This is a genomic window from Microcystis sp. LEGE 00066 (assembly GCF_015207925.1).
In the GTDB taxonomy this organism is placed as follows: Bacteria; Cyanobacteriota; Cyanobacteriia; order Cyanobacteriales; family Microcystaceae; genus Microcystis; species Microcystis ichthyoblabe_A.
The window spans coordinates 1-7,245 of the sequence record NZ_JADEVX010000196.1; the positions used below are offsets into that span (position 1 = coordinate 1).

The window sequence follows — 7,245 nt, forward strand, 5'->3', positions numbered from 1 at the left end:
AGGAATTTAGAGAAGTATTTGAGAAAAATAGGGAGGGGAATGAGGGATTATTTGCCTTGAGTGATTGGCTCAAAAAGGCGATGGCTTACTTTCCTAAAAGCTGCCAGACAATGAGGCGGTGGATTGACGAAATAACTGCCTATTTTGATAACCGAACAACCCAGGGAACAGTGGAAGGAATTAATAATAAACTGAAGGTGATTAAAAGGAGAGGCTATGGATTTAGAAACTTTAAAAACTTTAGTCTTAGATGTTTATTAAATTGGCATTTTGCTAGTTGATTTTACATGGTAAGTTCGGAAGAACCGGAAATCTTTAGCTGGCATAAGTAGAATTTTTCTCAAGTTACTATTTCTATTTTAGGTGGTTTAAGTGCGTTTTAGCTTACTACCGAATCATTACCGCTGGTTTTGTGCTTCTAGAAATTCCACCCGTGCCTGGGTGGACTGCAATTCTTTGACTAATTCCCGATAGACCGAGAGGGGAACCGAGGGGCGACCAGTGAAACTCTGGGGTACTTGGGGGAAATACGCGGAGTAGTGGTTATGAATTGACTAATTTAGGGCTTTTAAGCGGTAAAAATGGCCTACTGGACCGGTTCCGCTACCGATAGCGAGGGAATGCTCAAGGGCGTTAGTAACGTACTCCTTGGCTTTTTTCACCGCTATTTTTAGGTCATCACCCAAAGCGAGGTTAGCCGCGATCGCTGCCGATAGGGTACAACCAGTCCCGTGAGTGTTATTGGTTTCGACGCTTCTGGTCTTAAAAGTTTGCCATTCCTCCCCATCAAAGTAGATATCAACCCCACGCAGCCGGCCTTTCATGGCTCCTCCTTTCACTAATACCGGTGTGGCTGACTTCTGGAAAATAATTTCGGCGGCCGCTCTCATCGTCTCAAAATCATTGATCTCGATGCCACTTAAAAGCTGTGCTTCGTAACGATTAGGGGTAACAATCGAAGCCAGAGGAATTAAACTATTAAAAAGACTATCTATAGCCCGATCATCAATTAATTTGGCTCCTACCCGCGAAACCATAACCGGATCCACCACTAAACTGGTTAAACGCCAGCGCTCGATCGCCTCGGCCACCGCTTCGATAATCTCGCTACTAAACAGCATTCCCGTCTTGACCGCTGACACACCGAAATCCCTGACCACCGCATCGATTTGGGCTGTTACCATTTCTGGACTTAAGGATTCGACGCGCTCGACCCCCAGGGTATTTTGGGCGGTAACGCAGGTAAGGGCGCTGGTGCCATGAACTCGGTGGAAGGCGAAGGTTTTCAAATCAGCTTGAATTCCCGCGCCGCCACCACTATCGGAACCAGCGATGGTGAGGGCAATGGCAGTCATAGGCGGTTAGCGATCAAAAGGACGACGACGTTGCAAGAACTCGGGGATATCTAATCCCGCCGGTTTTGGTGGTTCAGGAGTGGGTGCCGGACTGGGTGCGGGGGTATTGATCACCACCTTGTTACTGGTGGGACGAGAGGGGGATTCCCCAGAAAAACCGGTGGCAATGACGGTAATTCTGACTTCTCCCTGCATTTTCTCGTCAATTACTGCCCCAAAGATGATATTAGCGTTGGGATCCACCACTTCATAGATAATTTCGGCGGCGGCATTGACTTCGTGTAGGGTTAGGTCTTGACCACCGGTGATGTTAAAGACCACACCTTTCGCCCCTTCGATCGAGGATTCCAGTAACGGCGAGGAAATAGCAGCGATCGCTCCTTCCTTAGCCCGAGATTTTCCGGAACCGATGCCGATGCCCATTAGGGCCGAACCCGCATCGGCCATCACTGCCCGCACATCGGCGAAATCCACATTCACCAGACCGGGGATAGTGATAATGTCCGAGATGCCCTGCACCCCTTGCCGCAGCACATCATCAGCGACGCGAAAAGCCTCCTGTAGGGGAGTTTCGGCGGGTATTACCTGTAATAACTGGTTATTGGGGATAATAATCAGGGTATCGACCCGACTTTGTAAACCGCCCACCCCCTCATCGGCCTGATTAGTGCGACGACGACCCTCGAAGGTAAAGGGACGAGTCACAACTCCCACGGTCAAACAGCCGATTTCTTTGGCAATTTCGGCCACAATTGGAGCAGCCCCTGTTCCCGTACCGCCGCCCATGCCGGCGGTAATAAAGACTAGATCGGTTCCTTCCAATGCTTGGGCGATTTCATCCCGGGATTCTTCCGCCGCCTTCTGTCCGATCGCCGGATTGCCCCCCGCCCCTAGGCCGCGGGTTAATTTTGTCCCGATTTGTAACCTCTGGGGGGCGGAGGAGTGGGCCAGGGCCTGGGCATCGGTGTTAATTGCCCAAAATTCGATTCCGGTCACGCCACTGGCGATCATGCGGTTAACGGCGTTACAGCCCCCACCGCCGACCCCGATCACCTTGATCTTGGCGACATTGCTCGGCACGATGCGATTACTACGACTTTCTTCTCGGGGTGTCATCTGTGATTCATGGGGACGAGTAAATAATACTCCAGCATTATTCTGAGAGTAATGATTATCTTCGCTCATAGCTGAACTAGCATAATCGTTACTGTTCAGATTGGGATAGGTGGGAACGATCTCATTAATCGATGTCATTGGAATTGGAACACTCTTAGTACAAGATTCTGTTATTGATTTGATGAATTAGAGATGCACTGTTAACACTATCACTAATATTATGTCGGTTCCAGTATCTACAGTATCAGTTTCTTGTTCATAAAATCATAATTTGGTTTTTTTGCCAATACCTAAAGGGAATAATTGCGGTTATTTACTGATCAATTCCAGTTAATCCCGACCGGTTGCCGTTACTTTGGCAACCCTAGGGGCTGGCTGTGGCTTTAATTGTACAGTGGGAGCATCGGGATTGCTCAGATCAATGTAGATAATTCGCGCTAGAGGTATCTTGGATGACAATTGCCGCGATTGTACGAGAGCGGTTAATTTTTCGGGCAATCTATCTTTATAAAAACCTAAATAGACCTGTCCTAGCTCGGTTTTTAGTACAAGATTACTAGGATTGCGCCAATCGATGGCGGTAATTTTAATGGATAAGTTATCAATTAAGGGATAAATTTTTTGCCACTGTTGTTGATATTGTCGGTCGTAACCAAGCACTTCTAGGCTAGGTAATTGGCTTTTGGGCAGAGTTCGACCATAATAGTTTTGAGGAATTATCGTTCCCGAGGCATCTAAAAAACCTTGCTGTTGATGAGAACGCCAACGGGCAACAGGTTTTCTTTCTTGAATAGAAACAATCACTTTCGGGGGTAATAATTGCCGCTCGATCTTAACGTCGGCAATAGCGGGAATAGCCGCTAATTTTTCTCGTAATTGATGGGTAGGTAATTCCCAGAGAGATAGAGGATAGCTTAATTTCAGCCAAGCGCGAATCGACTCGGGGGACATTAATTCCGTGCCTGCGATTTCCACCTGTCCAGTCTTGGTAATTGTCCAATAGGGTGAAGTCATCCCCCAAGCTAATCCCGTCGCTAAACCACTAACCACCAGAAAGCGACCTAGAGCTTGCCACACCTTCGAGCGCCTTTGGTGGCGCAGGTTTTGTCGTTTTTGTTCCAGGGAGAGGGATGAAAGAATTTGATCGCTCATAGGGAAAATCTCGGACAGTTTTGCTGTTATCTTATACCAAATTTCTAAATTCCTGACAGACATAGAGCTTCTAAAATCCAAGACCATCCCGTTAAATACCCGATAGTGTCAGGCTCTTCGGTTTGTGTTATGCAATGAACGGGGGTTATAAGGGATGGAACCCCTATATAGAAAGGCATTTAGCGATTTTTGTCAATTATTTTCGATCTAGAGCGAACTAATCAATTAAATCCTTTGCCAGATAAGGATTTAGTCGATTTATGCCCCCCTATCGAACCATACCAAGTAACGAAGAGCCTAGTGTCATTAGACCTCTTGCATAATTTTTTTATGGTATGATGTAAGGTTTTGCTTTTTTCTCAATTCTTAGATTGAAGTGGAAAAAAGAATAAAATGTGATCTTAGGTCAGGAAATCATCTATAATTTTGCTATGTTTATTAGCAAAATTATGGATTATCAAAACTTATCAGATGAACAATTCAAACGCCGTTTCGGTGTGTATAAACAAACATATAGAAAGATGGTAGAATCAGTAAAAAGTGTTGAAGCCGACTCTAATTCACCATCTAAAAGGGGGCCGAAACCTAAACTATCTATAGAAGAACAAGTTTTAGTAACGTTAGAATATTGGCGAGAATATAGAACATATTTTCACATTGGTACAAGCTGGGAACTATCAGAATCAACTATATGTCGGATTGTAAATAAGACGGAAAAAATGCTTTTACAATCGGGAAACTTCCGTTTAAAAGGAAAAAAAGCTTTACTCAATCAAGCAGAGATACCGGTCATAACGGTAATGGATGTAACGGAAACTCCCATTGAACGCCCCCAAAAGAAACAGAAAGATTTTTTGGGGGGTAAAAGAGGTTATCATACTTTAAAATCCCAATTAGTAGCTGATCAAAATACCGAGGAAATTATCTGTGTCTTTTGTGGGAAAGGTAGAGGTCATGATTTTAGTTTATTTAAAAAAAGTCGAGTTCGTTTTCATCCTTTAACTACCAGCATAGAAGACAGTGGTTATCAGGGAATAGCTGCATACCATAGTAATAGTTATACACCGAAAAAGAAATCGAAAAATAGAAAATTAACGGCTCTTCTGGTTTCTGTGTGGAAACGAGGTCTATACTGATAGTTTCTTCGACAAAATAGTCCTACAAGTGTTACCCGATAAGTATTTCACGATTCCATAAGCAAAAATTATCACACAAAGTCGAGAAGAGCCAATTAACAGAGTTAGAAAAAGAGTATAACAAGGCTTTAGCCAAAGAAAGGATTATCATTGAACCTATAAATAGGAAACTCAAAATCTTTAAAATCTTATCCTGTAAATATCGGAATCGTCGTCGAAGATATAGTTTAAGAGTTAACTTGTTGGCGGCTATTTATAACTGTGAGTTAGGGATAGGTATAGCAGCTTCTTAAAAGTTGCCTAAAGATTAATCAAGTCAAGGAGAATTTATTCTCAATTTTTATAATTGAGATAGTTTGTGCCGCTTAAATAAAGAGGTTTTGATAACCAAATTAAAGCAGCTCTAAAGAGTTTTGAGTTAAAAGTTAAACTTCAAGTTTTCATTCAGGACGAATGTACTGATTAACTAATTTTCCCAAAAAAATTAGTTAACCCATTATTATAACATATAATTAATTTGCAAGAGTTCTATTGGATAAACGATTTAAAAGAGCATCAAGTTTATCTCTTAAAGCATCAAGAGATTCAAAAGTTTCCCATGCCAGAAAATTTTTCAGGTACAGCCAAACTCTCTGTTGCGGGGTTAACTTCAGGACAACAAGAAGGTTGATAAAACAAGATAATATTGTCGGGAATTTCTAAGTGTCCCGCCATATGTGCAGGAGCGTTATCTACTTGTAAAATATGTAATTCATTGGGAAAAGCTTGCGATAGTTGTAATAGATATTCTCCGAAACAATCCCCATCTAAATGGGAGAATTCATAGAAGAAGCTTCTGCCCTGTCGAGGCTTTACAGCCCCGTACAGCCAAAAGCATTGGAAGTTATATTAAAAATTACCAATCGGCTTAACTCCGAAAAGAGTTATTGGCTCTCCCAGGTTTGGTGGGTAAAATGTATTCTAAGATACATTCCTCCTAGCGAGGGGGTGGAACTAACCACAAAGACACAAAGAACACAAAGATCGATCGATCCTATGTGAGTTAAACTTATCACACAGAACCTAGAAGAGCCAGTTATTTTATTCCGAGCAATAGTGTGACAACCAAATCTACTTTTATCCTCGCACCAAAAACTTACTTTCTCGTAACGCTTTACTTTCTCGCTTTCCCTGTCTAGTAAAGCTTTTAGTCGTTTAGATAAGTTCGCTTTAAACTCATCTACTTCGCCAGGCAATTGTCTCGGATTTCCTGGTCTAGGTACTTTTAATTGAGCTTCCTAATTCCTGTCTAACGAGACGATAAACTGTTGTATAGCTGACGGAAATTTCTCGAACGACCGAGAGCCAAAAATAAATCTCTTTATAGCTGGTAAAACCCACTGGGTCTTTTAATTCGTTTTGTAAAAGAGCGACTTCTTCTACCAAAATCTTTTTCGGTCTTCCTGGTGGTTTTCCTTCAGATAATAATCGATCAATTCCTCCTTTTTTTGTAGAAACTTAACCAGCGATGGATTGTTCTTTCCCCTCGTCCCATTAATACCACTAAATGGCGAACCGTCTCTACCTCCCCCATCTTCAAAAAATATAAGGACTGTACTTTAGCGTAGGCTAAACTACTTTTTTGTTGTTTCATTAATTTTTTTAAATCTTCTACTGACTCAACAATATCAATTTTGGGTACGACCGGCATCGTCAATTTATCCACTTAATAATCTTTTCTATAAGTATGCCATAGTTTTTGAAATTTGGTATTAGGGTTTGCGGCAAAAAGTCATTGAAAAGTACAGGTCTCTTAATCAATGATTTCACTTAGCTACAAGCATAAGCTTTAGTTGTTGATTAATTTTTAAGTTATAACTTATCCTAATCATTGACCGAGAAAAAGTGCTGTTTTTCCATTTCAGACATAAAAAAGCCCAAAAAACCTGCCTCAACAGGTTAGAAAGATTCATGACTAAAAAAGTAATAGCAATCGCTGAAAAGGAAGTATGAGGAAGTTTAGCCATCACTTTACCTAAGCTAAATCTTCTTTTCCCTTGTCCAAATTTGCCCTCTATACAATTCCGAATCCTCTCATCATCGGTAGCTTGTTTCTTTTGTTCTTTACTAACATTTTTGGCTGGTCTTCCTAATGGGGGATCACTGATTCTGATTCCCCTTTCTTTACACCAAGATCGGTTTTCTCTGGTTCGATAAATTTTGTCCACATGAACTGATTCTGGATAGTATCCTGTATAGTCATAATAAGCTTCTATTTGTGCTTTTAAATCTCCTGATTCATTAAAGTTATCCCAACTAATCCGGTCTAAAAATATGTAACCATCTATACAGCTTGCTGAGAATTTGGCCCCAAATTCTACGGGTTTTCCAGCTTTTCCTCTGACTATCGGACGGATATGGGGTTGAGTTAAGCTGACAATTCTGTCTTCAATACTCTGTTTGTTATTTTGGTACATCCAGAGTTGTTGGCGAGCAACTTCTGTGAC

4 protein-coding genes and 5 pseudogenes are annotated in these 7,245 nt (G+C 41.9%); 3 read left to right on the top strand and 6 right to left on the bottom strand.

What is annotated here, in order from left to right:
• Positions 1 to 281, top strand: a 281-nt coding sequence (locus tag IQ224_RS19765; protein ID WP_194033393.1) for a transposase, incomplete at its 5' end; no start/stop codon positions are given.
• Between the two features lie 273 nt (positions 282 to 554).
• Here IQ224_RS19765 and thiD read toward each other — a convergent pair.
• The 3 genes from thiD to IQ224_RS19780 all read right to left on the bottom strand — a co-directional run bounded on the left by thiD (position 555) and on the right by IQ224_RS19780 (position 3,623).
• Positions 555 to 1,355 (bottom strand): bifunctional hydroxymethylpyrimidine kinase/phosphomethylpyrimidine kinase, encoded by an 801-nt coding sequence (thiD, locus tag IQ224_RS19770; protein ID WP_002742533.1) that lies wholly within the window; start codon positions 1,353 to 1,355, stop codon positions 555 to 557.
• 6 nt (positions 1,356 to 1,361) lie between these two features.
• A complete protein-coding gene (gene ftsZ, locus IQ224_RS19775; RefSeq protein WP_002742535.1) occupies positions 1,362 to 2,609 on the bottom strand; it encodes a cell division protein FtsZ in 1,248 nt (415 codons plus the stop codon).
• Between the two features lie 192 nt (positions 2,610 to 2,801).
• On the bottom strand, positions 2,802 to 3,623 hold the full coding sequence (locus IQ224_RS19780; RefSeq protein ID WP_002742537.1) for a cell division protein FtsQ/DivIB: 822 nt from the start codon (positions 3,621 to 3,623) through the stop codon (positions 2,802 to 2,804).
• A 431-nt stretch (positions 3,624 to 4,054) separates the two neighbouring features.
• Between IQ224_RS19780 and IQ224_RS19785 the strand changes: the two are divergent.
• Together IQ224_RS19785 and IQ224_RS19790 are read left to right on the top strand one after the other, a co-directional pair.
• Positions 4,055 to 4,714: pseudogene (locus IQ224_RS19785) on the top strand (IS5-like element ISMae4 family transposase); the annotation flags it as partial.
• A gap of 140 nt (positions 4,715 to 4,854) precedes the next feature.
• A pseudogene (locus IQ224_RS19790) lies at positions 4,855 to 5,052 on the top strand (transposase family protein); the annotation flags it as partial.
• Between the two features lie 219 nt (positions 5,053 to 5,271).
• On the opposite strand, the pseudogene IQ224_RS24365 reads toward IQ224_RS19790, so the two are convergent.
• The 3 pseudogenes from IQ224_RS24365 to IQ224_RS19805 form a co-directional block, all read right to left on the bottom strand.
• Positions 5,272 to 5,686 (bottom strand): annotated as a pseudogene (locus tag IQ224_RS24365) (transposase); the annotation flags it as partial.
• A 152-nt stretch (positions 5,687 to 5,838) separates the two neighbouring features.
• Positions 5,839 to 6,449 (bottom strand): annotated as a pseudogene (locus IQ224_RS24370) (helix-turn-helix domain-containing protein); the annotation flags it as partial.
• Between the two features lie 115 nt (positions 6,450 to 6,564).
• Positions 6,565 to 7,245, bottom strand: a pseudogene (locus IQ224_RS19805) (IS5-like element ISMae6 family transposase); the annotation flags it as partial.